Annotated in this window: 24 protein-coding genes; 12 read left to right on the top strand and 12 right to left on the bottom strand. The window is 68.4% G+C overall.

Features of this window, described 5'->3' with window-relative positions:
- Positions 1-7 precede the first annotated feature (7 nt).
- Complete coding sequence (locus RTY13_RS04195; protein WP_312781348.1) at positions 8-814, bottom strand: ComF family protein; 807 nt, start codon at positions 812-814, stop codon at positions 8-10.
- Here RTY13_RS04195 and RTY13_RS04200 point away from each other — a divergent pair.
- Complete coding sequence (locus RTY13_RS04200) at positions 813-1,709, top strand: methyltransferase domain-containing protein (protein ID WP_312781349.1); 897 nt, start codon at positions 813-815, stop codon at positions 1,707-1,709. The two genes, RTY13_RS04195 and RTY13_RS04200, sit on opposite strands and share 2 nt — an antisense overlap.
- On the opposite strand, the gene RTY13_RS04205 is transcribed toward RTY13_RS04200, so the two are convergent.
- The 4 genes from RTY13_RS04205 to RTY13_RS04220 are packed head-to-tail and all read right to left on the bottom strand — an operon-like array spanning position 1,702 to position 4,652.
- Complete coding sequence (locus tag RTY13_RS04205; RefSeq protein WP_312781350.1) at positions 1,702-1,878, bottom strand: Flp family type IVb pilin; 177 nt, start codon at positions 1,876-1,878, stop codon at positions 1,702-1,704. The genes RTY13_RS04200 and RTY13_RS04205 overlap by 8 nt on opposite strands.
- Before the next feature lie 25 nt (positions 1,879-1,903).
- Entirely contained in the window at positions 1,904-2,320 is a 417-nt protein-coding gene (locus RTY13_RS04210) for a (deoxy)nucleoside triphosphate pyrophosphohydrolase (protein WP_312781352.1), read from the bottom strand.
- Positions 2,317-3,699: a bifunctional glutamate N-acetyltransferase/amino-acid acetyltransferase ArgJ gene (gene argJ, locus RTY13_RS04215; protein ID WP_312781354.1), complete on the bottom strand. Its 1,383-nt coding sequence runs from the start codon at positions 3,697-3,699 to the stop codon at positions 2,317-2,319. The genes RTY13_RS04210 and argJ overlap by 4 nt, the downstream gene beginning before the upstream one ends.
- Entirely contained in the window at positions 3,696-4,652 is a 957-nt protein-coding gene (locus RTY13_RS04220) for a peptidylprolyl isomerase (RefSeq protein ID WP_312781355.1), read from the bottom strand. Before RTY13_RS04220 ends, argJ begins: the two co-directional genes overlap by 4 nt.
- A gap of 260 nt (positions 4,653-4,912) precedes the next feature.
- Here RTY13_RS04220 and secA point away from each other — a divergent pair, with 260 nt between their 5' ends.
- Both secA and RTY13_RS04230 read left to right on the top strand, forming a co-directional pair.
- Entirely contained in the window at positions 4,913-7,765 is a 2,853-nt protein-coding gene (gene secA, locus RTY13_RS04225; protein WP_312781356.1) for a preprotein translocase subunit SecA, read from the top strand.
- Between the two features lie 77 nt (positions 7,766-7,842).
- A complete protein-coding gene (locus RTY13_RS04230; protein WP_312781357.1) occupies positions 7,843-9,006 on the top strand; it encodes an aminotransferase class V-fold PLP-dependent enzyme in 1,164 nt (387 codons plus the stop codon).
- Between the two features lie 4 nt (positions 9,007-9,010).
- Here RTY13_RS04230 and RTY13_RS04235 read toward each other — a convergent pair whose 3' ends face one another.
- The 3 genes from RTY13_RS04235 to RTY13_RS04245 form a co-directional block, all read right to left on the bottom strand.
- Complete coding sequence (locus RTY13_RS04235) at positions 9,011-9,490, bottom strand: hypothetical protein (RefSeq protein ID WP_312781359.1); 480 nt, start codon at positions 9,488-9,490, stop codon at positions 9,011-9,013.
- Between the two features lie 80 nt (positions 9,491-9,570).
- Positions 9,571-10,461, bottom strand: a complete 891-nt coding sequence (locus RTY13_RS04240; protein ID WP_312781360.1) for an alpha/beta hydrolase — start codon at positions 10,459-10,461, stop codon at positions 9,571-9,573.
- A 5-nt stretch (positions 10,462-10,466) separates the two neighbouring features.
- Positions 10,467-10,961 (bottom strand): Fur family transcriptional regulator, encoded by a 495-nt coding sequence (locus RTY13_RS04245; protein ID WP_312781361.1) that lies wholly within the window; start codon positions 10,959-10,961, stop codon positions 10,467-10,469.
- Positions 10,962-11,118: 157 nt separating this feature from the next.
- Here RTY13_RS04245 and RTY13_RS04250 point away from each other — a divergent pair, with 157 nt between their 5' ends.
- Positions 11,119-11,910, top strand: a complete 792-nt coding sequence (locus tag RTY13_RS04250) for a SapC family protein (protein WP_312781362.1) — start codon at positions 11,119-11,121, stop codon at positions 11,908-11,910.
- Between the two features lie 96 nt (positions 11,911-12,006).
- Here RTY13_RS04250 and RTY13_RS04255 read toward each other — a convergent pair whose 3' ends face one another.
- Together RTY13_RS04255 and RTY13_RS04260 are read right to left on the bottom strand one after the other, a co-directional pair.
- Positions 12,007-12,414, bottom strand: a complete 408-nt coding sequence (locus tag RTY13_RS04255; protein ID WP_312781363.1) for an acyl dehydratase — start codon at positions 12,412-12,414, stop codon at positions 12,007-12,009.
- 13 nt (positions 12,415-12,427) lie between these two features.
- Positions 12,428-13,450 (bottom strand): NADP-dependent oxidoreductase, encoded by a 1,023-nt coding sequence (locus RTY13_RS04260; protein WP_312781365.1) that lies wholly within the window; start codon positions 13,448-13,450, stop codon positions 12,428-12,430.
- Positions 13,451-13,790: 340 nt separating this feature from the next.
- On the opposite strand from RTY13_RS04260, the gene RTY13_RS04265 reads away from it, so the two are divergent.
- Positions 13,791-14,060, top strand: a complete 270-nt coding sequence (locus RTY13_RS04265; RefSeq protein ID WP_312781367.1) for a hypothetical protein — start codon at positions 13,791-13,793, stop codon at positions 14,058-14,060.
- A 54-nt stretch (positions 14,061-14,114) separates the two neighbouring features.
- Here the strand turns inward: RTY13_RS04265 and RTY13_RS04270 are convergent, their stop codons facing one another.
- On the bottom strand, positions 14,115-14,909 hold the full coding sequence (locus tag RTY13_RS04270) for a response regulator (RefSeq protein ID WP_312781369.1): 795 nt from the start codon (positions 14,907-14,909) through the stop codon (positions 14,115-14,117).
- Positions 14,910-15,105: 196 nt separating this feature from the next.
- Between RTY13_RS04270 and RTY13_RS04275 the strand changes: the two genes are divergently transcribed.
- From RTY13_RS04275 to ald, 5 genes are all read left to right on the top strand, one after another.
- On the top strand, positions 15,106-15,312 hold the full coding sequence (locus tag RTY13_RS04275) for a NepR family anti-sigma factor (RefSeq protein ID WP_312781370.1): 207 nt from the start codon (positions 15,106-15,108) through the stop codon (positions 15,310-15,312).
- Positions 15,309-15,917 (top strand): sigma-70 family RNA polymerase sigma factor, encoded by a 609-nt coding sequence (locus tag RTY13_RS04280; protein WP_312781371.1) that lies wholly within the window; start codon positions 15,309-15,311, stop codon positions 15,915-15,917. The genes RTY13_RS04275 and RTY13_RS04280 overlap by 4 nt, the downstream gene beginning before the upstream one ends.
- Positions 15,918-15,924: 7 nt before the next feature.
- Positions 15,925-17,658, top strand: coding sequence for a sensor histidine kinase (locus tag RTY13_RS04285; protein ID WP_409450281.1), 1,734 nt, complete (start codon positions 15,925-15,927; stop codon positions 17,656-17,658).
- 80 nt (positions 17,659-17,738) lie between these two features.
- On the top strand, positions 17,739-17,876 hold the full coding sequence (locus RTY13_RS04290) for an entericidin A/B family lipoprotein (RefSeq protein WP_312781373.1): 138 nt from the start codon (positions 17,739-17,741) through the stop codon (positions 17,874-17,876).
- A 194-nt stretch (positions 17,877-18,070) separates the two neighbouring features.
- Positions 18,071-19,189 (top strand): alanine dehydrogenase, encoded by a 1,119-nt coding sequence (gene ald / locus RTY13_RS04295; protein ID WP_312781374.1) that lies wholly within the window; start codon positions 18,071-18,073, stop codon positions 19,187-19,189.
- Here the strand turns inward: ald and RTY13_RS04300 are convergent.
- Complete coding sequence (locus RTY13_RS04300) at positions 19,186-19,944, bottom strand: hypothetical protein (protein ID WP_312781375.1); 759 nt, start codon at positions 19,942-19,944, stop codon at positions 19,186-19,188. The genes ald and RTY13_RS04300 overlap by 4 nt on opposite strands.
- 96 nt (positions 19,945-20,040) lie before the next feature.
- Between RTY13_RS04300 and obgE the strand changes: the two genes are divergently transcribed.
- Together obgE and polA are read left to right on the top strand one after the other, a co-directional pair.
- On the top strand, positions 20,041-21,096 hold the full coding sequence (gene obgE / locus RTY13_RS04305) for a GTPase ObgE (protein WP_312781376.1): 1,056 nt from the start codon (positions 20,041-20,043) through the stop codon (positions 21,094-21,096).
- 51 nt (positions 21,097-21,147) lie between these two features.
- A complete protein-coding gene (polA, locus tag RTY13_RS04310) occupies positions 21,148-24,051 on the top strand; it encodes a DNA polymerase I (protein ID WP_312781377.1) in 2,904 nt (967 codons plus the stop codon).
- Positions 24,052-24,056: the final 5 nt, after the last annotated feature.

A 24,056-nucleotide genomic window follows, 5' to 3' on the forward strand; every position in this document is an offset into this window, starting at 1 on the left:
TAGCCCCCTACTTAGGCGGTTCGCGCGCGGTTCGCACCCTCGCGATCACCGCCAGGTCCACGGCGCGGGCCCCGGCCTGCAGCAGAACCCGCGCGCAGGCCTCGGCCGTGGCCCCGGTCGTCAGCACGTCGTCGATCAACAGGATGCGCCGTCCCTTGATGCGGCGACGCCCGGCCTCGGTGACGGCGAAGGCCTTCTTCACGTTCAGCCGCCGCCCCCGCGCCGACTTGCCGCCCTGGCTGGCGGTCGGCGTCGTCCGGATCAAGGCGTCGGGCAGGTAGTCGAGCCCGGCGTTGCGGGCCAGGGGGCGGGCGATCTCGGCGGCCTGATTGAAGCGTCGCGCCAGCAGGCGGGACCGGTGCAGGGGCACCGGGACCACAGCGTCGGCCTCGGCCACCACGTCGGCGGCGGAGCGGGCGATCCAGCGGGCGAACAGGGACGCGAACTGCTGCTGGTCGCCGTGCTTGAACTTGAGGATCAGGCCGCGCGACGCCTCGTCATAGACGCAGGCGGCCCGGGCGCGGGCGAAGGCGTAGGGCTGGACCTGACAGGCCAGGCAGCGATCGGAGGCGAAGTCGCCGCCGTCGTATTCAAAGGCCGCGCCGCAGCCGTCGCAGACCGGAGCCTCCAGAAACACCACCCGGCTCCAGGCGTCCGGCGTCAGGCCCGCCGAGGCCGTGGCTTCGCGGCTGTCGTGGGCCATGGGCGGCAGCAGAATATCCAGCAGGCCGCGCCCCGCATCGCGCGCGCCGGATGCTATAGGCGCCGTCACGCCTTTTAATCGACCTCTCCAGCCCCCATCCTGAACCGACATGAGCGCGCCCCCCTCCTCCGGTCCCCCGATCATCTTCGACGCCGCCCGCCGCGCCGCGCGCCTGAGCCGCGCCGCGCGCCGTTTCCCCGACGCCGACTTCCTGCATGTCCGCGCCGCCGAGAATGCGGTGAACAGCCTGGAGGTGATCCTGCGCGAGTTTCAGGCCCCCGTCGACCTGTCGCCCCATCCGGGCGTCTTCGCCCGCGCCGTCGCCGACAGTTCGGCGCGCGACCGCGTGGCCGCTGTGCGCGCCGTGGGGTCGATGTCCGAGCGCGCGGCGCCGGGAGCCGGGCCTCTGGGGCTGGAAGATCAGTCCGCCGACCTGATCGTCAACCTGCTGGGTCTGCACTGGGCCAATGACCTGCCGGGCGCGCTCAGCCAGATCCGGCGCGCCCTCAGGCCCGACGGCCTTTTCGTGGCCAGCCTGTTCGGCGCGGCGACGCTGAAGGAGTTGCGCGGCGTCCTGACCGAGGCCGAGCTGGAGGTCAACGGCGGGGCCCAGGCCCGCGTCTCGCCCTTCGCCGACGGCTTCGACGGGGCGGGCCTGCTGCAAAGGGCCGGCTTCGCCCTGCCCGTGTCAGACGTGGACCGGGTGACGGTGCGCTATGGCGACCCGTTCGCCCTGATGCGCGACCTGCGGGCCATGGGCGAGACCAATGTCCTGGCCGGGCCGATCAAGCCGCTGAGCAGAGCTGTTGTGGCCCGCGCCGCCAAGCTCTACGCCGAACGCCACGCCGAAGCGGACAGACGGATTCCCGCGACTTTTGAAATGGTGCACCTGGCCGGCTGGGCGCCGCATGACAGCCAGCAGAAACCGGCCCGGCGCGGCTCCGCCAGGACCCGGCTGGCGGATGCGCTCGGCGTCAGGGAACAGACGGGCGAGACGCCTAGCTGACGGCTTCGGTCAGGGCGGTCAGGGCCGTGTTGAACACGGCCGCACCCTTTTCGCCCGCCAAACGCATCGATCCGATGATGACCAGGAAGACCAGGGCGCAGATCAGGCCGTACTCGATGGCGGTGGCGCCGCTGTCGTCGCGAAGGAACCGGCCGATGAAACGTCGCATCCAGGCCCCCTCCCGCGGCGGCTGATCAGAGCAGGTCGCGCAACCAGGCGACCAGGGGTTCGTCGGCCGGCGGCATGGGATAGTCCGACAGCTTGTTCGGCTTCACCCAGGCCAGACCCGCATGTTCACGCGCCGTGACCACGCCGGACCAGCGTCGGCACAAATACAATGGCATCAAGAGGTGAAAGGAATCGTAAGCGTGACTGGTAAACACGAACGGCGCCAGGCAGGCCTCGTTCACGTCGATGCCCAGTTCTTCCTTCAGCTCACGGATCAGGGCCGCTTCCGGCCGCTCGCCCGGCTCGACCTTGCCGCCGGGGAATTCCCACAGACCGGCCAGCTGTTTGCCCTCAGGCCGCTTGGCGATCAGGACGCGACCGTCAGGGTCGATCAGGGCGACGGCGACGACCAGGACGGTGGGGACGGCGGCGGCTTCGCTCACGAGCGATAGTCCCCGTTGATCTCGATGTAGCGTTTGGTCAGGTCGCAGGTCCAGACCGTGGCCGAGGCCCGGCCCGAGCCCACATGCACGGTGATGTCGATCTCGGCGTTCTTCATATAGGCGCTCATCTTCGCCTCGTCGTAGGTCGGCGACGGGGCGCCGTCGACGGCCGCGACATGGGGGCCGAAGTGAATGGCCAGACGGTCGCGGTCCACGGCTTCTTCGGTCTTGCCGACGGCCATGACGATGCGGCCCCAGTTGGCGTCCTCGCCGGCGATGGCGGTCTTCACCAGCGGGCTGTCGGCGATCGACTTTGCCAGCTTGCGGGCCGAGGCGGGGCTGGCGGCGCCGTCCACGGTGACGCGGACGAACTTGGTGGCGCCTTCGCCGTCGCGCACCAGTTGGTGGGCCAGGTCGAGCATGACCTTGTCCAGGGCCGCCGAGAAGTCCTTCAGGCGGCGATCGCCGACCCGGCCGATGCGCGGCGCGCCCGAGGCCCCGGTGGCGAACAGCAGGGCGGTGTCGTTGGTCGAGGTGTCGCCGTCCACCGTCACGCTGTTGAAGGTGGTGCGGACGTGCAGGTTCAGCAGGGCCTTCAGCACCGGCGGGGCGATGTTCGCGTCGGTGACGATGAAGGCCAGCATGGTCGCCATGTCGGGGGCGATCATGCCCGACCCCTTGGCGATGCCGGCGATCTTCACCTTGACGCCCTCGATCTCGCATTCCGCATAGGAGCCCTTGGGGAAGGTGTCCGTGGTCATGATGCCGAGACCCGCCTGGGCCCAGGCGTCAGCCTTCAGGCCCGCCTCGATCTCGGGCAGGCGGGCGGTGATCTTGGTCTCGTCCAGCACCACGCCGATCACGCCGGTCGAGGCCAGCATGATGTCGCGCTGGCGGCAGTCGAAGCGCTTGGCGACCTCGGAAGCGGTGCGACGGGCCGCGTCGGCGCCGGCCTTGCCCGTGAAGGCGTTGGCGCAGCCGGCATTGACGACCAGGGCCTTGACCCCCTCGCCGCCGCCCTTGTCGGCGTCCAGCTGACGCTTGCACCAGTCCACAGGGGCAGAGCCGACCTTGTGACGGGTGAAGACACCGGCGCAGGACGCGCCCTCGGGGAAGCGGAAGACCACGAGATCGTCGCGCTCATGCTTGTAGAAGCCGGCGCGGGCGGTGGCGATCTCGACCCCGCCGATGGCCGGAATGGTCGGGAAGGGCACGGCCAGCGGCGAAATCATCAGGCCGGGCTTGCCCGGCGCAGCCTTAGCCGCGGCCGGCTGGGTCGCGCGCTTCAGGGCTGAGGCCAAGGGGTCCAGAGCCTTTTCGATGGCGGTTTCGATCATCTGGCCGGTCGAACCGGATTTGGAGGCGGGCGGACGGTTCATGAAGCGACGGTTCCGGCGGGAGGGGCGGCGACGGGGGCGGCGGGCGCGGGCTTGACGCCCCTGGGCTGGGCAGGGACTTGCGCCGCCGGTTTGGCGGGATTGAGGAAGACTTCGACGGCGGCCTTGCCGCGCAATTGCTCCAGCAACTGACGCACGCCCTCATAGGTCAGATAGCGGACGATGAGAGGCCGGGCCTGGTCCAGGGTCGGCGGGGTCTCCAGGCGACGGTCCTCGATGCGCAGGACCGCCCAGCCGCCCTCGCCCTTGACCGGTCCGACCACGGCGCCGGGGGCCTGACCGCGCAGGGCGGCGGCGTAGGCGTCGGGCAGGACGTCCAATGTCGAATAGCCCAGGTCGCCGCCGGAATAGCGGGTGGCGTCGTCGACCGAGCGCTGGGCGGCCACGGCCTCGAAGGCGGCGCCCTGCCCCAGGACGCCGACCACGGCGTCGGCCTGTTCCTTGGTGTGCGACAGGATCAGGCGGACCCGAACCTCCTCGGTCGTCTGGGCCCGGCGCTGCTGCTCCTGATAGAGACGCTCGACCGCCTGATCGGACACTGCCCCGCTGACCACGGATTCCACCAGCATGTCGCCGAGGATGCGTTCGTGCACCGCCTCCAGACGACGCTGGGCGGCCGGATTCTTGTCCAGGCCGCGACGGCGGGCCTCGGCGGCCAGCAGTTTCTGATCGACCACCTCGTCCAGCACGCGACGGAACAGCTCGGACCTGACGTCCAGCGGCTCGCCTTCGCCGATCAGGCCCTGGGCCACCGCCTCGCGGCGCACGTCCGAGGCCCAGACCGAGCGCTCCTGCACCCGCGCCACCACCAGGTCGTCTTTTTCCGGCGGGGTCTCCACGTCGCCACGCCCGCAGGCCGCCGTCAGGGTCAGGGCCAGCAGGGCCGACGCCAGAACGGGCCGCAAGGGTCTGGACAGGGGGCGCGAAAGACGCATCTGGCGCTCCGTGCGGGGCGAAAAACAGGGATCGAACGGCCCGTCGCGACAGGCCGTTGAAAGCCCCTCGCGTTGACAGGGGTTAGGGCGGTGCTTAAGTCCCGGCTGCGCCCAAGTCGAGGGGTTTTCGATCGTCTGCGCGGCCCCTGCGCACGCCTCCTGTTCCGGGGGTCGTCGGGACCGACGTCGATCCGGGCCTTCGATCACGGCGCTTCCTGTTTTCAGAGCCTCAGCCGCTCGACCGCCTTACCGGATCGCCCATGCTCGGCTTCGCCAAGAAACTCTTCGGCTCCTCCAACGACCGCAAGGTCAAGGCCTTCCAGGCCCAGGCGCAGAAGATCAACGCCCTGGAATCCAAGTTCGAGGCCTTCTCGGACGACGAGCTGCGCATGATGACGCAGACCTTCAAGGACCGGATCGAGGCCGGCGAGAGCCTGGACAAGCTCCAGAACGAAGCCTTCGCCGTGGTGCGCGAGGCGTCGAAGCGGGTCATGGGTCAGCGTCAATACGACGTGCAGTTGGCCGGCGGCATGATCCTGCATGAAGGCGGCATCGCCGAGATGCGGACCGGCGAAGGCAAGACCCTGGTGGCCGTGGCGCCGGTCTATCTGAACGCCCTGGCGGGCAAGGGCGTCCACGTCATCACCGTCAACGACTACCTGGCGCGCCGCGACGCCGAGACCATGGGCAAGGTCTATCGCTTCCTCGGCCTCGAGGTCGGCGTCATCGTCAACGGCCTGTCGCAGGGCCAGCGCCAGGCGGCCTATAACGCCGACATCACCTACGGCACCAACAACGAATTCGGCTTCGACTATCTGCGCGACAACCTGGTCTATGACCGCCGCGAGATGGTGCAACGCGGCCACCACTTCGCCATCGTCGATGAAGTCGACTCCATCCTGATCGACGAGGCGCGCACGCCGCTGATCATCTCGGGCCCGACCGAGGACCGTTCGGACCTCTACAAGATCGTCGATGCGATCGTGAAAGAGCTGATCGTCGACAAGGCCACCTTCGATCTCGACGAGAAGCAGCGCCAGGCCCTGCTGACCGAGCTGGGTTCGGAACGCATCGAGGAGATGCTGGAGACCGGCGGTCACTTCGCCGAGGACACCACCGACCTGTACGACCCGGCCAACGTCAGCCTGGTCCACCACGTCAATCAGGCCCTGCGCGCCAACACCCTGTACACGCGCGACAAGGACTACATCATCAAGGCTGGCGAGATCGTCCTGATCGACGAATACACCGGCCGCATGATGACGGGCCGCCGCCTGTCCGAAGGTCTTCACCAGGCCATCGAGGCCAAGGAAGACGTCAAGATCATGCCCGAGAACCAGACCCTGGCCTCGGTGACCATCCAGAACTATTTCCGCCTCTACGAAAAGCTGTCCGGCATGACCGGCACGGCCGCCACCGAGGCCCAGGAATTCCTCGACATCTACAAGATGGACGTCTTGGAAGTGCCGACCAACCGTCCGATCCAGCGCAAGGATTACGACGACGAGGTCTATCGCACCTTCAAGGAAAAGAACGCGGCCATCGCCGCCCAGATCGCCGAGTGCCACGTCAAGGGTCAGCCGATCCTGGTCGGCACCGTCTCGATCGAGAATTCCGAGGAACTGTCCGAAGTCCTCAAGAACTACGACTACAAGGTCGAGACCGGCCGCACCCTCAAGGCCGAGTACGCCGGCCGCGAGAAGGATGCGCAGAAGGTCGGCGACGACGCCTATGACATCACCTACGCCACCGGCCGCGGCATTCCGCACAACGTCCTGAACGCGCGCCAGCACGAGCAGGAGGCCTATATCGTCGCTGACGCCGGCCTGCCCGGCGCAGTGACCATCGCCACCAACATGGCCGGTCGCGGCACCGACATCCAGCTGGGCGGCAACCTGGAAATGCGCCTGCAGCGCTGGACCCAGGAACAGCGCAACATGGCCGTCGAGGTGACGCCGGAAATGCTGGCGGTGATCGAGGCCGAGTACAGGTCCGAGATCGCCGTGAGCCGCGAGGCGGCCCTGGCCGCCGGCGGCCTGTTCGTGCTCGGCACCGAGCGCCACGAAAGCCGCCGCATCGACAACCAGCTGCGCGGCCGTACCGGCCGCCAGGGCGACCCCGGCACCTCGAAATTCTATCTGTCGTGTGAAGACGACCTGCTGCGCATCTTCGCCGGCGACCGTCTGGACGGCATCATGAAGTCCTTTGGCGTGGCCGAGGGCGAGGCCATCAGCCACCCCTGGCTGAACCGCGCCGTCGAGACCGCCCAGAAGCGCGTCGAAGCCCGCAACTACGACATGCGCAAGAACGTGCTGAAGTACGACGACGTCGTGAACGACCAGCGCAAGGCCGTGTTCGAACAGCGTCAGGAGTTCATGGACTCCACGGACCTTTCGGAACTGGTCACCGACTTCCGCCTCGACGTCGTCTCAGACCTGGTCGAGCGCTACATGCCGCCCAAGGCCTATGCCGAGCAGTGGGACATGGACGGCCTGGACGAGAAGATCCGCTCGACCCTGGGCCTGGAGCTGCCGCTCAAGGACTGGGCCGCCGAGGAAGGCGTCTCCAACGAAGAGATCGAGGAGCGCATCAACGCCGCCGCAGACGCCCGCGCCGCCGAGCGTCTGGAGCAGATCGGCGCCGACCAGACCCGCGGTCTGGAAAAGCAGTTCATGCTGCAGATGATCGACATGCAGTGGCGCGAGCACCTGGTCCACCTGGACCACCTGCGCGGCGTCATCGGCCTGCGCGGTTACGGCCAGCGCGACCCGCTGAACGAGTACAAGACCGAAGCCTTCAACCTGTTCGAGACCCTGCTGCACGACCTGCGCCACAACGTCACCCGCTGGCTGATGACGGTCGAGTTCCGCTTCGAGGCGCCGCCTGCGATGGAGATGCCCGAGTTCCAGGAAATCCACCTGAACCCCGGCACCGGCGAGAACGAGATGGCCAATCCCATGGCCCAGAACCCGGAAGGCATGCTGACCGGCGACGATCGTTCCAAGCTGCCGGTCGAGGCCCTGCCCGTCGGCTGGGAGCGCACCAGCCGCAACGCCGACTGCCCCTGCGGCTCGGGCCGCAAGTTCAAACACTGCCACGGCAGTCTGATCTGAGAATGAAGAGGCGGGTTCGCGAAAGCGGCCCGCCTCTTTTCTGTTGGGCCTCACGCCGATCCGGGTAAGGTCGCCCCATGAGCTACAAGCCCCTCTTCTCGCGCGCCCTGGGTCTGGATCCCGAGCGGCTGCATTTCGCCGCCCACAGCCATCACCTGTGGCCCGACGCCAGCTTCGACGCCCAGGTCCAGGCCTGGGCCGAGGCCAACCGCTTCGCCGACCGCAAGTGGGACCTGGTCTTCGGCGAGGTCATTCCCGAGGCCCAGAAGCACGTGGCGAAGGAGCTGAACCTGCCCTCGCCCGACAGCTTGATCTTCACCTCCAATACCCACGACCTGCTGATCCGCCTGGTGTCGGGCGTCGAGAAGAAGCCGGTACGCATCCTGTCCACCGACGGCGAGTTCCACTCCTTCCGCCGCCAGTCCGAGCGCTGGGAGGAGGCCGGCGAGGCCGTGGTCACGCGCGTGCCGCTGCAACCCTTCAACACCTTCGCCGAGCGCTTCGTGGCGGCGGCCCGTGCGGGCGGGCATGACCTGATCCTGGTCAGCCAGGTCTTCTTCCGGACCGGCCAGCTGTTCGACGCCATCCCCGAGCTGGCGGAACTGGCCGACCCGGCCGGGCCGTGGGTGGTGATCGACGGCTATCACGGCTTCATGGCGACCCCGACCGACCTGTCGGCGGTGGCGGACAAGGTCTTCTATCTGGCGGGCGGCTACAAATACGCCATGGCGGGCGAAGGCGCCTGCTTCCTGCATTCCCCGCCGGGGTTCTGCCCGCGCCCGGTCATCACCGGCTGGTTCGCCGAGTTCGGCCATCTGGAAGGTCCGCCCGGCGGGGTCCAGTACCGCACCGACGGCGGCCGCTTCTGGGGCGCCACCTTCGACGTCAGCGCGCTGTACCGCCTCAACGCCGTGCGCCGGATGCTGGACGAGCAGGGCCTGACCACCGCCGACATGGCCGCCCATGCGCGCGACCTGCAGGCGCGCTTCCAGGCGGCGATCCAAAACGGCGAAGCCGGGGCCCTGTCGCAGGCCGAGATCCTCAACCCGGTCGAGGGCGACGCCCCGCGCGCCCGCTTCCTGGCCCTGCGCTCCGACGAGGCCTCGCGCTGGAAGGCCGATCTTCAGCACATGAACGTGGTCACCGACGTGCGCGACGACGTGATCCGCTTCGGCTTCAGCCTCTATCAGTCCGAAGAGGACGTGGAGCGGCTGATCCACGCCTGCGCCCGCCTGACCTGAGGCGTCAGAAGAAGAGGCTGTCGTCCTGACGCTGGGCCTCGGGCGGGCGGCGGGGCGTTGCGGGCCGAACTGGGGCGGACGGGGCCGGCGCGGCCTGGCCCGCAGGGCGCGGCTCTGCGGCGGGCGGTGGCGCGGGCGCAGGAGGCGCAGCGACCGGTCTCTCCTCATCGTCGTCGAAGATGGAGCGCCAGATCGAGGTCGCCGCCCGCGGCGGCGCTTCGGGTTCGGGCGCGACCGGAACCGCCGCAGGCCCGGGCGTCACCTGCGGATAGGGCACAGGCGAGGCCGCGGCTTCGCTCGGCGGCTTCGGCGGCGCCGACGAGGTCGTGGGCTGTGGCGACGATGGAGGCCCCGCCATCCGCTGGTCGGCCGCATTCCACAGGATGGCCACACCCAAGGCCAACAGGACCAGGCCGATCACGGCGCCGATCAGCGACCCGATCAGGATGCGCGGCAGACTGGACGGGGCGGCGGACGACGTCATGGCCCTCAGGCCTAGCACCGAAAGGCGCGACGGCAACCCCGGTTCGGATCAGAAGACCGTCTACATGGCGTCGCGCGCCGTCAGACCGCCAGATCAAACAGGGCGTCGCGCACGACCTCGGGGTGGGTCATGGGGAACAGGTGACCGCCGCCGGCGACGGCGTTCACCCGCAGCGGCGCAGCGTCCGGACTCGTGACCGGCGTGGCGCACAGGCTGCCGCTTTCCGCCTTCAAAATCTGGACCCCGCCCGGATAGCGCCGCAGGGCGCGCCAGGGGTTGTGCGCCTGGGCCGCATAGTTGGACGCCTCCCAGGCCGGATCACAGGTCAGGGCGAACCCTTGATCGGTCTCGATCAACCCGTCGACAAGGTAGTCGGCCAGCATCATGTCGGACCAGCCCTTGAAGGCCCCGCGCCCGCGATAGGCCTTCAGCGCCTGCTCCCGGCCGTCGAACAGGGCCCGGCGCTTCAACGTGCCCTGGACAATGGGAAAACGCTGGGCCAGCCGCCCGACCAGGGGCAGGTTCATGGCCAGCACCATCTCTCGGCGCCAGATCACGGGATCGAGCAGCAGCAGCCGCGACACCCGCTCGGGCCGCTCCGCCGCCGCCAGCAGGCCGCTGGTTCCGCCGATGGAATGGCCGGCCAGGGCGACGGGCGGCCCGTCCACCGCCTCCAACAGGGCGATCAGGTCGTCGCGATGATCCTTCCAACTGCGCCGTCCCTGCGGTCGAGCGGGCAGGCGCGTGCGGCCATGCCCTCGCAGATCCGGCGCCCAGATGCGCAGGGCGCCCGACAGGGGCTGCAGCAGGGACCGATAGGCGTAGGCGTTGAAACCATTGGCGTGGACGAAGATCAAATCGACCGGTCGCGCCGGATCGCCGAAGTCGAGGACGGCCATCTCGCCCGCGCCCCAACGGTTGTCGATGGGAACCGTCAGACGCCGCGGCGCCGAAAGGGCCAAGGCGTCCATGTCGATCAGACCGCCACGCGACAGGCCGGGCAGCGGCCGTGACCCTCGATGGTGGTGCGCTCGATGGAATAGCCGGCCGAGGCGGCCGCCTCCAAGAAGGCCTCCCCCCCTGCCACGGCCACCTCTTCGGTCGCTCCGCAACAGTCGCAGATCAGGAAGGCGGCGGCGTGAGCGCGCGCATCATCCGCCGCCGAGGTGCAGGCCACATAGGCGCTGATCGAGGCGATGCGATGCACCACGCCGCGACGTTCCAGAAACTCAAGCGCCCGATAGACGGTCGGCGGCTTGGCGGCCTGGCCGTCGGCGCCGAAGCGGGCGATCAGGTCATAGGCCTTGACCGGTTCGCCTGCCGCCAACAGCAGTTCCAGCACCCGTCGGCGGGGCGCGGTCATCCGCTCGCCCTCGGCGGCGCACTGACCCTCCACGGCGGCCAGCGTCCTTTCGACCTCGGCCAAGCCCGGTCGGCAGTCAGGATGTTCGTGATCACATGCAGCGCCCATGCCCCACAGCTAAGGGGTCGCAGGGCGCGCCGCAACCGGCGCCGGCGCCTCACCCCGCTCGACGCCCATGGTTCGCCGAACCAACACGTTTGCGGCGCGCCCGGCCATGGGCTAGAAGGCCCGACCCTATCTGTTCAGATCCGATCCGGCTTTTTCCATGACCGACACCATGTCCCAAGCGTCCGGCGCCCTGTCCGGCAACGTCCTGTTCTACACGCAGCCGGAGCCGATCTCGTTCGAGGCGCATGGCAAGCTGGGCGTGACCCCGGCCGACAAGCCCTACGCCTTCGTCGCCCAGACCAATATCGTGCCGCTGACCGTGACCGAGTTCGCGCCGGCCGCCCTGTCCTACCCCATCATCTTCGTGGGCGACCTGAAGCAGCCGGTCGTGGCCATGGGCCTGCGTCAGAACGACAACCTGTTTGTCGATAACGGCGACTTCCGCGCCGACGCCTACATCCCGGCCTACGTCCGTCGCTACCCCTTCGTCTTCGCCAACGACGACACCCAGAACCGCATGATCCTGTGCATCGACCGCGCCGCCGCCTTCCTCGGCGAGAACGGCGAAGTGCCGCTGTTCGAGAACGGCCAGCCCAGCGCCTACGTCAACAATGCGATGGAGTTCTGCAACAATTTCGAACAGGAGCGCCTGCGCACCGAATCCTTCGTCAAACTGCTGATCGACCTGGACCTGTTTGAAACCCGCGAAGCCTCCTTCACCCCGCGCAACCCCGACGGCTCGGCCGGTCAGGTGCAGAAGCTGGCTGAATACTTCGCCGTCTCGGAAGACAAGCTGAAGGCCCTGCCGGCCGAGAAGCTGGTCGAGCTTCGCGACAACGGCGCCCTGGGCCAGATCTACGCCCACCTGGTGTCGCTGATGGGCTGGGATCGTCTGATCGCCATGGCCTTCACGCGCGCCGCCGAAACCCCGGTCGCCGCCAACGCCTAATCGGCGTCAGCGAACTCACAAAGAAGCGCCCCGCCAGGAAACTGGCGGGGCGTTTTCCGTTCCGCCCTTCTCCCCTCGCGGGAGAAGGGCCGTGTTTTACCGTCGCGCCACCAGGGCGCGGGTCAGGCAGGAGAAGACCAGGCGCCCTGCCTCGTCCAGCAGGTCCTGCTGGGCGATGACGATGCCCTTTTCATCGCCGACCGGATCCTTGCCCATGATGGTCAACCTTCCGCGCAGCAATTCGCCCGGCGGCGGATTGCGCAAGAAGCGCAGGCCGTCGATGGCCAGGGTCTTGGTTCCGGCCCAATGCCCCGCCTTGTCGGCCGACAGCCGGCTCCACAGGGCGTAGACCAGGGCGTCGGGCGCGCCATAGGCCACGTCCCAGCCGGGCGCGAACCGCTCGGCGAAGACGTCCAGCGCGCTCGCATCCACCGCACAGGCGCCCAGCGGGATGACCTGACCGACCTCGAGATCCTCGAAGTGGACGTGCAGCGGTTCGGTCATCCCGTCAGGCTCCTCAGGCGGCGGGCTCTTCGGAGACCCGGACCAGCAGCTTGCCGTCATGGTCGCCGGTGAACAAGCGGTTCAGCGAGGTCACCGCGCCTTCCAGGCCGTCGTCGACGTGGACCTTCCACTTGACCCGACCGTCAGCCAGCCACGGCCCCATCTCCTCGACCATCTCACGGGCCCTATGGGCGTAGTCCAGCACCAGGAAGCCCTGGACGTTCAAGCGATGGGTGATGATCCGGCTGAAGTTCGGCGACGGCGGCATGCGCGTGGCGTTGTAGGACGAGATCAGGCCGCAGACCGCCATGCGGGCATGGACATTCAGGCGGTTCCACACGGCGATCATAATGTCGCCGCCGACGTTCTCGAAATTCAAGTCGATCCCGTTCGGGGCCAGTCGATCCAGGGCCTCGCCCACGTCCTCGTTCTTGTAGTCGACGGCGGCGTCGAAGCCGAGTTCTTCAGTCAGCCAGCGGCACTTGTCCGGCCCGCCAGCGATGCCGATGACGTGCGCGCCGCGCTGCTTGGCCACCTGACCGGCGATGGAGCCCACCGCCCCCGCCGCCGCCGAGATCACCAGGGTCTCGCCCGCCTTGGCCTTCAACACGTCGGTGACGCCGAAATAGGCGGTCAGGCCGGTCATCCCGAGCACCGAAAGATTGGCCGTCAGCGGCAGACCGGGCGCGCGATGCACAGGCCGCAGACCCTGTTCGTGCACCACGGCATAGTCGGCCCAGCCGCCCGCCAGGGGCGTGACGATGTCGCCTTCCTTGAAGCGCTCCGACTTCGACTGCTCGACCACGCCCAGGGTCAGGCCGCGCATGACCTCGCCCAGGCCCACGGGGGGCAGATAGCCTTCGGAGTCGTTCATCCAGGTCCGGTTGGTCGGGTCCAGCGACAGGTAGAGGGTGCGAACCAGCACCTCTGCGTCCTTCAGGTCCGGCACCGGGGTTTCGATCAACTCCAGATCGCCGTCCTGGATCAGGCCCTTGGGTCGCTGGCGAAGAACCCACTGACGGTTGCGAAGGCTCATGGCGCGTCTCCAATGCGTTTTCTTTGAGGACCCATAGTGGCGCCTGGGCCGATCCTGTCGAGAGGCTTCCAAAGAAAAAGCGGACCGCGCCGGATCCGCTTGAAGGTGGCATCATCGAGAATGAGGAGCGGAGACGGCGGACCGGAGAGCCGGTCAAAGTCGGGGGGCTTTTGTCGCCTCCGCAATCCGATAACGACGGCCTTCGAGGCCAGTTCCACAACGGCCGAAAAATGTGCCCCGGCCTCCGCCCCGCGCCGCACATCCGGAACGACGGCGCCGCTCGCGGCGTTGCTAAGCCACTAGAGGAGGCCCGTCGCCACAGGCCAGACCGGAGACCGCGATGACCCATCAGGATCCCCATTCCCATTCCGCCGACGCCGTCGAGCACCATGTGCCGATCGAGGCTCAGTATGTCCGCCAGGGCCGCGGCGGTCGGCGCATCCTGTGGCTGCTCATTGTCTCGGGCGGGGCGGCGGCCGTCCTTCTGCTGGGCATGTGGCTGCTCAGCAACGGCGGCTTCCAGACGGTAAATCCCGACGCAGGCGACGCCCGTGAGGACGTCGCCGCCTTCGACCAAGCGACGCCGGCGCCGCCGCAGACGCGTCCCTGAACGAAAAAGGCCCCGGCGGATCGCCGGGGCCTTGAACTCTTCCTCCCAAACCCGTCAGGCCGCCTGTTTCTGGCGCGAGGGGTGGAAGAACAGGGCCTGGCTGATCGCCGCCTTCACCGTCTCCGGCTGGAAGGGCTTGGTGATCAGGAAGGTGGGCTCCGGCCGTTCGCCGGTCAGCAGCCGCTCAGGGAAGGCGGTGATGAAGATGACCGGCACGTCGAAGCGTTTCAGGATGTCCTTGACCGCATCAATGCCCGACGAGCCATCGGCCAGTTGGATGTCGGCCAGGACTAGGCCGGGGCGATGACGCGTTACGGCGTCGACGGCCTCGTCGTGCGTGGTGGCCGTGCCTGTGACCCGGTGGCCCAGTTCCTTGACCAGGCTTTCAATGTCGGCCGAGATGATGGCCTCGTCCTCGATGATAAGGACATCGGTCGCCAGTTCGGCGTCAATGTCGGCCTGGGCCTCGGCGATCAGGCGCTCCACCGTGCGGGGATCGACCGACAGAATCTGCGCGGCCTCCGAGGGGGTGAAGCCTTCCAGCGCCGTCAGCAGGAAGGCCTGGCGCGAGCGCGGCGCGATGCGCATGAGACGGCGCGAGGCGTCGTCGCCGACCTCCAGACCGCTGCCGTCCTCCAGATGGGCGCCGGTCGACGACCAGATGGTGTGGAAGACGTGATAGAGGGCGACGCGCGGCGTCATGTCCGTCGGCAGTTGCCGCTCGCCCGCCGCCAGGGCTTCCAGCGCCACGCGGACATAGTTGTCGCCTGTGCCCTGGTCCCCCGTCAGCGCACGCGCGTAACGGCGCACATAGGGCAGATGCGGCGCAAGCCTAGCCAATAGACTCATACAAATTCCCCGACACTCTGCGTCCTCGGTTTAAGGACGCGCGAACTTACTTAAACGTGGCGGACGCCAAACGGTTCCACCTGCTCGCGGCAAGCTTGAGCATAAATTCGCACGCCTCTAGGAACTCTTGCAGGGAAGGAGCGTTTTCGGCTTCCATGAACCCCTTACTCAAGGCTTGGGCGGCGGCCGGAACTCCATGATCAACTCCAAGGCATCCTCCCCGCGTCCCGACGCGCCAGCGTCGAAGGACAACGGGTTGGAAGAGGTACGCCTGCGCCAGCAGGCCATCGGCGTCAAACTGCGCCACATGTTCGACCAGGTCGTGAACGAGCCGGTGCCCGATGAATTCCTGGACATCCTGCGGCAGGCCGACGAACGGTCGTCGACCAAGGAGGGCCAGTGAGCATTTCCAGCGCTCCGCCCAAGCCGCCCTCGGCCGACGACGCCGGCTTTAAGAAGGAGCTGGTGACGCTGATCCCGCATCTGCGCGCCTTCGCCCGCACCCTGACCGGCGATCCCACGGCCGCCGACGACTTGGCCCAGGAAGCCATGATGAAGGCCTGGGACGCCCGGGCCAGCTATCAGATGGGCACCAATATGAAGGCCTGGACCTTCATGATCCTGCGCAACCAGTTCTATTCCGAAAAGCGTCGCTCCTGGCGTCAGACCCAGTTGGATCAGGAAGCCGCCGAGCGGACCCTGGTGGCCGTCGACGATCCCGAGGCGCCGGTCGCCCTGGACGAACTGCGACAAGCCCTGAAGACCCTGCCCGAGGAACAGCGCGAAGCCCTGATCCTGGTCGGCGCCGGCGGCTTCGCCTACGAGGAAGCCGCTGAAATCTGCCAGTGCGCCGTCGGCACGGTCAAAAGCCGGGTGTCGCGCGCCCGCAAGGCCCTGCAGGCGACGCTCGAGAAAGGCGGCTACGACCGCGACGGCGCCGCAGCCGGCGACGCCATGCGCTCGATCCTGGCCGACGCCGACAGGCTGAGCGGCGCCGGGCAGGATTGACCCCATGATGCGGTTCGGCCGCGCCTGGGGTCGGAAATTCGGTCGCCCCAGCGTTCAGGGCATCCGTTTTCGCATGGGCATGGCCATGGCCGTCGCCTTGCTGCCGATCCTGATCCTCAGCGCCGCCCAGACCCAAGCGGAGTTCCGCCGACAGGCCGAGGACCGCCGCGTCGACCTGCAACTGGCCGCCGAGCGCAGCGCCGCCGACGCCAAGGCCCGGATCGACAGCACCGTGGTCCTGTTGCAAGCCTTGGCGCCGGAAGGTCCCGGCTTCTACTGCGAACCGAGGCTGACCGCCCTGGTGGCGCGGCTGGACGCCATCTCGGCGCTGCAGCGCATCAGCGCCACAGGCGAAACCACCTGCGCTTCGCGCGCCGAAGGCAACGCCGCCGCGGCCACGCCGCCCCAGGTTCGCGACCAGGAATGGTACCAAAGGCTGCGCAACGGCGAAAACGTCGTCATGGCCCGCGCCGCCGGCGAGCCTGGCGTCCTGATCATTGCGGTCCGTTCCGAGCGACCGCTGGGCGCCTTCCAGGGGGCCATGGCCGCCGCCATCCCGCTGAGCGCGCTGCAACCCGACATCCGCGATCCCGCCCTGCCGTCCGGCTCTCAATCCGCCCTGGCCGACGCCGACGGCCGCATCCTCGTCTCGACCGAAGCCTCGGACTTCTCCATCGAAGGCCAGAATACGGTCGCCGCCTGGGTCGGGTCCGCCCAGCAGGGCCGCGCCGCCCTGTTTGAGGGCCGTGACTCCGACGGACGCCGACATGTCTACGCCGCCACGCCGCTGGCGGGCCGCGATCTCTTCGTCCTGCTGTCGGCGCCGACCTCGGGATTGTTGTCCTGGGCGCGATTGAACCCCATCGGGACCTTCCTCCTGCCTCTGGCCGCCTGGCTGACCGCCTTTCTGGCCGTCATGCTCCTGTCGGAACGGATCATCATCCGCTGGCTGGGCTATCTGGAACGCGTGGCCGCCATCTACGCCCGCGGCCGGTTCTCCGTGCGACCGATCCAGGCGGAACACGCCCCTGCCGAGATCCGCACCCTGGCGCGCACCCTGGGCTCGCTGGGTGAAAGCATCACCACCCGTGACCAGGCCCTGCTCGACTCTCTGGACGAGAAGGACGCGCTGATGCGCGAGATCCACCACCGGGTGAAGAACAACCTGCAGATCATCTCCTCCCTGCTGTCGATGCAGCAAAGGGCGGTCAGCGACCCGGCGGCGCGCTCGGCCCTGGGCGACACCCGCCAGAGGATCACCGCCCTGGCCCTGATCTACCGCACCCTCTACCAGAGCGACGACATCCGGGTGGCGGATTCACGGACCTTCCTGACCGAATTGGTCGGGCAACTGATCGCCGGTGAAGCCATGCGTGGTCCGCTCGTGACCAGTTCGGTCGAAGCCGACTATCTGATCATTGATCCCGACCGTCTGGCGCCCGTGGCCCTGTGGCTGGTCGAGGCCGTATCCAACGCCCAGAAGCACGCCTTCGCCGGGCGCGGCGGCGATCTTCAAGTCCGCTTCCGGGTCCTGGGCGAGACCAGCGTCCTGGAAGTGCAAGACGACGGCCCCGGCCTGACGGACAACGACACAGCCGGGGTGGGCCGCACCCTGATGAGCGCCTTCGCCAAACAACTGCGCGGTCAGGTGGAAATGCTCGGCGCGCCAGGCGGAGGCTCCATCGCCCGCCTCACCTTCGTCACCCCCGAGGCGTCGAAACCGGGACGTCCGCCAGCTTGACAGGAACCCGCCCTCTTCGCTCGCGTTGATTGCAGCGAGGGGCGATCCACAGACCCCGCCCGTTTCCACAGGAGCCGACCATGCGCAAACTGTTCGTATTCGCCGCCGCCGCCGCCCTTCTGGCCACCGCAGCCTGCAACACCATCGCCGGCGTCGGAAAGGACACCCAGGCTGCGGGTCAGGCCGTCGAGGGCGCGGCCCGCGACGCCAAGAACTAGGCCCGTTCTAGACCCTTCGTCCCCGTCGCCTCCTCAGGCGGCGGGGATTTTCATGTCCGCCTGCCCTCAGACGGGGCCGCGCGCGATCCGGGCGCCCGATCAAATTTCAACCTTACGGCCTAGCCGTTCCCCTAGGTCAGGTTTAGCGTTCGGCTCGCCCCGCACGACAGGGCGCGAACTCAGGGACGGAAACCATGCGTGTCGGCGTGCCCCGCGAGATCAAGACCAATGAGCACCGGGTCGGCCTGACCCCGACCGCCGCGCGCGAATACGTCGCCCACGGCCATGAGGTCCGCATCGAGACCGGCGCAGGCCTGGGCGCGGGCTTCAGCGACGCCGACTACAAGAAGGCTGGGGCGACCATCGTCGCCGACGCCGGGACGGTCTTTTCAGACAGCGACATGATCGTGAAGGTCAAGGAGCCGCAAGCCGTCGAATGGGCGCGGCTGCGGCCCGACCACATCCTCTTCACCTATCTGCACCTGGCCCCCGATCCCGAACAGACCAGGGGCCTGCTGGCCTCCGGATGCGCCGCCATCGCCTATGAGACGGTGACCGACAAGAGCGGCGGCCTGCCGCTGCTGGCGCCCATGTCCGAGGTGGCGGGGCGCATCGCCGTCTTTTCCGCCGCCGAGACCTTGTTGAAGCACAACGGCGGCATGGGCCTGCTGTTCTGCGGCGTGCCCGGCGTGGCGCCCGCGCGGGTTCTGGTCCTGGGCGGCGGCGTCGTGGGGCTGAACGCGGCGCGCATGGCCATGGGTCTGGGCGCCGAGGTGGTGGTGCTGGAGCGGTCCATCCCGCGCATGCGCGAGATCGACGAGCTGACCGGCGGCCGGGTCATCACCCGCTATTCCTCCATCGGGGCCATCGAGGAGGAACTGGTCAAGGCCGACGTGGTCATCGGGGCCGTCCTGGTCCCCGGCGCCGAGGCCCCGACCCTGGTCCGTCGCGACCAGCTGAAGTCCATGAAGCCCGGCAGCGTCCTGATCGACGTGGCCATCGACCAGGGCGGCTGTTTCGAGACCTCGAAGCCGACGACCCACGAGGACCCCACCTATGTCGTCGACGGCGTGGTCCACTACTGCGTCGCCAACATGCCGGGGGCCGCGCCGCGCACCAGTTCGGAGGCGCTGAACAACGCCACCCTGCCCTTCGGCCTGGCCCTGGCGGACAAGGGGCTGGAGGCGCTGAAGAAGGACGCGCATCTGGCGCGCGGCCTGAATGTGCTGAACGGCGAAATCACCTATCCCGCCGTGGCCGAAGCTCTGAACCTGCCGTGGAGCGACCCCTTCGGCGTCTGGGCGCGCGCCTAGATCGTCAGGGCGACCCCGCCGTCCGGCATGGCCCGCATGGCCGCCTGAACCTCGCGGTCCATTCCGGCCACGGCCCGCTCGGCCTCGTCGCCTTCCGGCGTGTCCTTGGCCCTCTGCGCCATGGCCTTGATCCGGGCGGCCAGGCGCTTGACCTCGTCCATGGTGTCGCGGTCGGCCTGACGCTCGCCGCTACGGCGGGCCTGTTCGTTGATGCGGGCCTGAGCCGCGTCGATGGCCTGCTGATAGGGGTTGGAGGCCTTGGCGGCCTCCGCTGTCGCCCCGTCCTCGCCCTCGACCGGCGCCTCGGCAGGCGGCGTCTCCGCCGCAACCTCGCCCGACACCGCTTCCGGCGCGGCTTCCGCTCCGCCCGTCCCGGATGCGCCCGTCGCCGGCGCGCCGCTCGCTGCGCCCAGACCGGCGCTCGAGCCCCCTGCAGCAGCATAGGCCTTGACCGCCGCGCCCAGTTCCCGCGCCAGGGCCGCGGCCATGCGGGCCGCGCCCTTGGGATCGCCGATCATGGCCATCTGCAGCATCTGCAGCCGGGCCTTGATCTCCTCGATCTTCTTCTTGGCCGCCGCCTTCTTCTCTTCCGAAGCGCTGCTGGTGCGCTGCTTCAGGCTTTCGACCGCCGCGCGGGCGTCGCTCAGCCTGGCGTCGGCCAGGGCCTGCCGACGCTCATCGCGCGCCGAGGTCGCCTCGGATCGCGCCTCTGGCTTGGCCGTCTGGAGCGCAGGAAACAGGGAGCCGATGTTCATGGCCGGGCAGGGTCGGCCGTGTCGCCTAACGCCGGGTAAACGCCGCCGAACCGCGTGACCCTCGCCCTTTGGCTCGAGTTTTGGCATAAGCCCGCGATGAAGTTCCTCGACCAGGCCAAGATCTACATTCGCTCGGGCGCGGGCGGCGCCGGCGCCGTCTCGTTCCGACGCGAGAAATTCATTCCCAACGGCGGCCCCGACGGCGGCGACGGCGGCAAGGGCGGCGACGTCTGGGTCGAGGCGGTCGAGGGGCTAAACACCCTGATCGACTATCGCTACCAGCAGCATTTCAAGGCCCAGACCGGCCACCACGGCCAAGGCCGCCAAATGCACGGCGGCAAGGGCGACGACGTGGTCCTGCGCGTCCCGGTCGGCACCCAGGTGCTGGACGAGGACAAGGAAACCGTCCTGGTCGACATGGACAAGCCGGGCGAGAAGGTGAAGCTGCTGTCGGGCGGCAACGGCGGCTGGGGCAACACCCGTTTCAAGGGCCCGACCAATCAGGCCCCCACCTACGCCAATCCCGGCCAGGAATTCCAGGAACGCTGGATCTGGCTGCGGTTGAAGCTGATCGCCGACATCGGTCTGGCGGGCCTGCCCAACGCCGGCAAGTCGACCTTCCTGGCGGCGGTCTCGGCGGCCAAGCCCAAGGTGGCCGACTATCCCTTCACCACCCTCACGCCCAATCTGGGCGTGGTCGACCTCAGCCCCTCGGAACGCTTCGTCATCGCCGACATCCCCGGTCTGATCGAAGGCGCGCACGAGGGCGCGGGTCTGGGCACGCGCTTCCTGGGGCACGTCGAGCGTTCAGCCAGCCTGATCCACCTGATCGACGGCACGCAGGAAGATGTGGCCGAGGCCTATCGCATCATTCGCGGCGAGCTGGACGCCTATGGCGAAGGCCTGGCCGACAAGGTCGAGCTGCTGGCGCTGAACAAGATCGACGCCCTCTCGCCCGAAGAGCGCGAGGAGAAGGTCGCCGCGCTGAAGGCCGTCTCGGGCAAGACGCCCTTCCTGGTGTCGGGCGTGTCCGGCGAAGGCGTGACCGAGCTGCTGCGCGCCGCCTGGGCCGAGGTCCGTCAGACCCGCGGCGAGATCGCCGACGAGAGCGAAGACGCCGTTCCCGAGACGCCGGGCGGCTGGCAGCCGTAATCGCTCATATGGCCGGATGACGGGGGGCTTCGGTCCCCCTATGTTCGCGCCATGACCGACGCGACCGCCGACACCACCGCCCGCCCCCTCACCCAGGACGGACCGCCGCCCCGGCTGTGGCTGATCGACGCCTCGGCCTACATCTTCCGCGCCTATCACGCCCTGCCGCCGTTGACGCGCAAGTCGGACGGCCTGCCCGTCGGCGCGGTGCAGGGCTACTGCAACATGTTGTGGAAGCTGATCCGCGACATGAAGGGCGAGGACGGCCCGACCCATCTGGTCGCCGTCTTCGACCACTCGGAAAAGACCTTCCGCAACGATCTCTACGATCAGTACAAGGCCCACCGCCCGCCGGCGCCCGAGGATCTGGTGCCGCAGTTCCCCCTGGTGCGCGAGGCGACCGCCGCCTTTGGCGTCCACGGCGTCGAACTGCCAGGCTATGAGGCCGACGACCTGATCGCCACCTATGCCTGCAAGGTCCGCGACATGGGCGGCGAGGCGGTCATCGTCTCGTCCGACAAGGACCTGATGCAGCTGATCGGGAACGGCGTCGTCATGTACGACCCGATGAAGGACCGCCGTCTGGAAGAAGAGGCCGTGTTCGAGAAGTTCGGCGTCACCCCGGACAAGGTGGTCGAGGTCCAGGCCCTGATCGGCGACAGCGTCGACAATGTCCCCGGCGCCCCTGGCATCGGGCCGAAGACGGCGGCCCAGCTGATCCACGAATACGGCGACCTCGACACGCTTCTGGCCCGCGCGGGCGAGATCAAGCAGCCCAAGCGGCGCGAGACCCTGATCAACTTCGCCGACCAGATCCGCCTGTCGCGCGAGCTGGTCAAACTCACCTGCGACGCCCCGGCGCCCGAGCCGGTCGACGACTTCCTGATCCGCGATCCCGATCCGGCGGTGCTGTCCGAGTTCCTGGAGCGGATGGAGTTCCGCTCCCTGCTGCGCCGCGTTGGCGACGGCAAGGCCCCGCAAAAGGAAGGCTCGGCCTTCGCCCGCCAGCCCTCGGCCCCGGTCGCGACCCCGCGCTACGGCCAGACCGAGGTCGCGACGCCCGACGCCGTCCACGACTTCGACCGCGACAAGTACGAGTGCGTGCAGACGCTGGACGATCTGGACCGCTGGATCGCTCGCGCCCGCGCCGCCGGGGTCATCGGCTTCGACACCGAGACCGACGCCCTGTCGGCCACCCACGCCGGGCTGTGCGGCGTCTCTCTGGCCGTCGGGCCGAACGAGGCCTGCTACATTCCCCTGACCCACGACCATGAGCCGACCGGCGACGGCGGTCTCGATTTCGGTCTCGACCTCGGCGGCGACGCCCCGCGCGAGCCGCTGACCCAGATCCACAAGCCGACCGCGCTGGAACGCCTCAAGACCCTGCTGGAAGACCCCGCCGTCCTGAAGGTGGGTCAGAACATCAAATACGACCTCGCCGTCATGGCGCGGCGCGGCATCCGCGTGGCCCCGATCGAGGACACCATGCTGATCAGCTATGTGCTGGAAGGCGGGCTGCACGGTCACGGCATGGACGAGCTGTCTCGCCTGCACCTCGGCCACGAACCCATCCCCTTCAAGAGCGTGGCGGGCACGGGCAAGAGCCAGAAGAGCTTCAGGCACGTCGAGCTGAAACCGGCGACCTGCTACGCCGCCGAGGACGCGGACGTGACCCTGCGCCTCTACAAACTGCTGAAGCCGCGCCTGGCGACCGAACGCCTGACCACCGTCTATGAAACCCTGGAACGCGGCATGCCCGCCGTTCTGGCCGACATGGAGCTGAACGGGGTGCGGGTCGATCCCGACCGCCTGCGCTCCCTGTCCTCGACCTTCGGCCAGCGCATGGCCGAGCTGGAGGAACAGGCGCACAAGCTGGCGGGCCGTCCCTTCAACGTCGGCAGCCCGCGCCAGATCGGCGAGATCCTGTTCGGCGAGATGAACCTGCCCGGCGGCAAGAAGACCGCATCCGGCCAATGGGGCACCGAGGCCAGCGTGCTGGAAGAGCTGGCCCTGACCCACGACCTGCCGCGCGCCATTCTGGACTGGCGCCAGTTGTCCAAGCTGAAGGGCACCTATACCGACGCCCTGGTGGCGGCGGCCGATCCGGCGACGCACCGGGTGCACACCTCCTATCAGCTGGCGGCGGCGACGACGGGCCGTCTGGCCTCGTCCGACCCCAACCTGCAGAACATCCCGATCCGCACCGAGACGGGCCGCCTGATCCGTCAGGCCTTCATCGCCTCGCCGGGCCATGTGCTGATCAGCGCCGACTACAGCCAGATCGAGCTGCGCCTGCTGGCCCACATCGGCGACATCCCCGAGCTGAAGCGCGCCTTCAAGGCCGGGCTGGACATTCACGCGGCCACGGCCTCGGAGATGTTCGGCGTGCCGGTCGAGGGCATGCCGTCCGAGACCCGTCGCCGGGCCAAGGCCATCAACTTCGGCATCGTCTACGGCATCTCGGCCTTCGGTCTGGCCAACCAGCTGGGCATCGATCAGGGCGAGGCCGCCGCCTATATCAAGACCTATTTCGAGCGCTTCCCCGGCATCCGCGCCTACATGGATCGCACCAAGACCTTCGTGAAGGAGCACGGCTTCGTCACCACCGTCTTCGGGCGTCGCATCCACATCCCGGCCATCCATTCCAAGTCGGGGGCCGAGCGTCAGTTCGGCGAGCGCGCCGCCATCAACGCCCCGATCCAGGGCGCCGCCGCCGACATCATCCGCCGCGCCATGATCCGCATGCCGGATGCCCTGCTGGAGGCGGGCCTGAAGACGCGCATGCTGCTGCAGGTCCACGACGAACTGATCTTCGAGGCCCCCGATGCCGAGGCCGAACGCGCCCTGATCCTGGTCCGCAAGGTCATGGAAGGCGCCGCCGATCCCGCCGTCGCCCTCAGCGTCCCCCTGGTGGTCGAGGCCAAGGCCGCCGCAAACTGGGACGACGCCCACTAACCCCC

Source organism: Brevundimonas sp. (assembly GCF_032055285.1).
Taxonomy (GTDB): domain Bacteria; phylum Pseudomonadota; class Alphaproteobacteria; order Caulobacterales; family Caulobacteraceae; genus Brevundimonas.